Here is a 3,102-nt window from a genome sequence, read left to right as displayed (position 1 = left end):
ACTACATGGTCCCCAGCGCCTTCGTCCTCCTCGACCAACTCCCACTGACCACCAACAACAAAGTGGACCGCAAGGCCCTGCCCGCACCCGACACCGACCGGCCCGAACTCGGCGAACAGTACGTCGCCCCGCACACCCCAGTGCAACAAATCGTCGCCCGCATCTGGACCGACATACTCGGCATCGACCGGATCGGCATCCACGACAACTTCTTCGAACTCGGCGGCGACTCGATCCTCACCATCCAGGTGATCTCCCGCGCCAAGCGGTACGGCCTGCACCTGACCCCACCGATGCTGTTCCAGCACCCCACCGTCGAGGAACTGTCGGCGCACGCGCTGCCCGACACGGGGGTGACCTCCGTGGAGCACACGGATGTGCCGGCGACGGCGTACCAGCAGGCGCTGCTCGACGCCGCGGACGACCCGGACCGGGCCAGCACCGTCCGGCTGATCGCCACCCCCGCCCTCGACCCCGACCTACTGCGCCGGGCGCTCACGGCGGTGATCGGACACCACGACGCCCTGCGGCTGCGCTTCGGGCCGGAGGCCGACGGCAGGCGCATGACGACAGCGGCCGAGGAGGCCGGCGAGCTGGCGTACCACGACCTGACGGACCGGACGGAGGATGACGGACGCGCGCAGATGGCGACCGTCTGCCAGGCGCTACGGGCCGGCCTCGATCCGTCCGGAGGGCCGCTGCTCCATGGCGCCGTCTTCGACATCGGTGAGAACCGGGCGCGGCACCTGCTGCTCGTCGCCCACCGGCTCGCCGTGGACGAGGAGTCCTGGCCGATCCTCCTCACGGACCTGGACCTCGCGTACCAGGCGCTCGCGGCGGGCAGGGACGTCGTCCTGCCCCTGAAGAGCACGCCTTTCACTGCCTGGGCCGCACACCTCGCGGACGGCACGAGGACCTACCGCTCCTCCCCCACGGCCCGCGTGATGGCACGGGTGGAGCGGTCGGAATCCGGATCGCTCACCGCCGGCAGCACCGACGAGCGGCGTGCCCGGCTTGCCGAACTGGCCCTGGACGCAGTGGAGTCGGCGGTAGGCGACTGGGCCGGGGGGCCGCACCGGGTCGAGCTCGCCGCGAGCGGCCGGGAACGCTCCTTCAACGGCATGGACCTCACCCGCACCGTCGGCTGCCTGCTCCGCCCGGCGGGCGACGGCGGCGACCGCCCGGCCGTGGTCCTGACCATCGCCGAACCGCCCGGCCCACCCCCCGCCGGACTGGGCGAGAACACCGAACTCCTCCTACCAGGCAGCGAGTTCGTCACACCGGTTGGCATGCGCTTCCACCCTGTGGAGGTGACCGCCGAGCTCCAGGACGGATCGCTGTCCTTCGAGCTCGCCTACGCGACCGACACGTACACCGAGGAATCGATCGAAGCACTCACCCGCAGCCTGCGGAGCCACGCGGCAGACAGGCTCAACGAGACCTCCGGCCCGAGCCGGCCCTCCGTCTCGGCCAACAGCTTCCCGCACGCGGGACTCGATGAAGCGGGTCTGGCGTCAGTCCTTGAAAGGTTCTCCCGATGACCAACGTCGAAGACATCTACAAACTGACTCCGCTCCAGTCCGGGATGCTGTTCCACGTCCTGTACGACGCGTCCGGCGCGAACCCCTATGTCGCCCAGTCCATCGACGACTTCGCCGGGCCGCTGGACCTGGCACGGTTGCGCGAGGCGTGGCAGGCGGTCGTCGACCGGCACTCCGTGCTGCGCACCGCCTTCGTGTGGGAGGGCCTGGACGAGCCGCTGCAGGTGGTCCAGCGGCGGGTCGAGCTGCCCTTCGAGGTACTCGACTGGCGGTCGTTCCCGGCCGACGAGCAGGAGCGCCGCCTCGACGTCCTGCGGAGCGAGGACTGGGCGCGCGGCTTCGACCTGGGCTCCGCACCGCTGCTGCGCCTGACGGTGGTCCGCCTCGCCGACGAGCGGACGACGGCCCTGTGGACCTTCCACCATCTCCTGCTCGACGGGTGGAGCACTCAGATGGTGCAGAAGGAGGTGTTCACCCTCTACCGCGCCGCCGTCGACGGAGCAGCGGCCCGGCTCTCCGACCCCGTCCCCTACGCGCGCTACCTGGGCTGGCTGGGTGAGCAGTCCCGGGATCGTGCTGAGCGGTTCTGGCGGCGCTACCTGGACGGATTCGCCGAGCCCACGGCGCTGGGCATCGGCGGCGCCACCGGCGACAGCGGCTTCGGAGACGTCGACCTGAAGCTCGCCGGCGGTCCTGCGGCCCGGCTCGGCGCCTTCGCCCGGTCCAACCGGGTGACCGTCAACACGGTGGTGCAGGCCGTCTGGACGCTGCTGCTCTCCCGCTACGGCGGAGGCGATGACGTCGTCTACGGATCCACCGTCTCCGGGCGCCCCGCAGACCTTTCCGACGCGGAATCGATCGTGGGTCTGTTCATCAACACGCTGCCGGTCCGTGCCCGGGTGCGGCCCGAGCTCCCAGTGGCCGAGTGGCTTCGTGAACTCCAGGCCGAGCACGTCGAGTTGCGGCAGTACGAGTACACCTCACTGGTGGACGCGCAGCGGTGGAGCGCCGTTCCCAAGGGCGAGCAGCTCTTCCGGTCGATCCTCGTCTTCGAGAACTACCCGAAGAGCTTCGGCGATTCGGACCTGCCCCAAGACCTCACCGTGCACCACCAGAAGGGGATGGCCCGCACGGGGTACCCCATCACCGTCGCCGTCAGCCACACCGACGAGGCGCTGCTCGCGGAGATCACCTACGACAAGGGCCTTTTCCGGCATGCGGAGGTCGAGCGTCTGGTCGGGCACTTCGTGGAGCTGCTGTCGTCGCTGGTGGCCGATCCGACCGCACTGGTGGGCGAGTTGGAGATGCTGAGTACGGCGGAGCTGCGGGCGCTGTCGGCGGAGTGGGGTGGTGGTGGGTCGCGGGTCGACGACGCGGCGACGCTGCACGGTCTGGTGGCGGAGCGGGCGCGGGAGTGTCCGGATGCGGTGGCCGTGGTCTTCGGTGAACAGTCCCTTTCCTACGGTGAGTTGAACGCCCGGGCGAACCGTCTCGCCCACCACCTCACCGCGCGCGGGATCGCCGCCGGTGCTCTGGTGGGGGTGTGCCTGGAACGCGGGAT

2 protein-coding genes are annotated in these 3,102 nt (G+C 70.2%); both read left to right on the top strand.

The genetic code is table 11. The features are described from left to right. Window positions 1-1,541, top strand: a 1,541-nt coding sequence (locus ACFWJ4_RS41290; protein ID WP_380554547.1) for a condensation domain-containing protein, incomplete at its 5' end; no start/stop codon positions are given. Then, window positions 1,538-3,102, top strand: a 1,565-nt coding sequence (locus ACFWJ4_RS41285; protein WP_380554545.1) for a condensation domain-containing protein, incomplete at its 3' end; no start/stop codon positions are given. The genes ACFWJ4_RS41290 and ACFWJ4_RS41285, both read left to right, overlap by 4 nt.

The organism is Kitasatospora sp. NPDC127067 (genome assembly GCF_042724755.1).
GTDB classification, from domain to species: Bacteria; Actinomycetota; Actinomycetes; order Streptomycetales; family Streptomycetaceae; genus Kitasatospora; species Kitasatospora lactacystinica.
The sequence above is the reverse complement of the archived record's forward strand: the minus strand, read 5'-3'. Positions and strand labels throughout refer to the sequence as shown.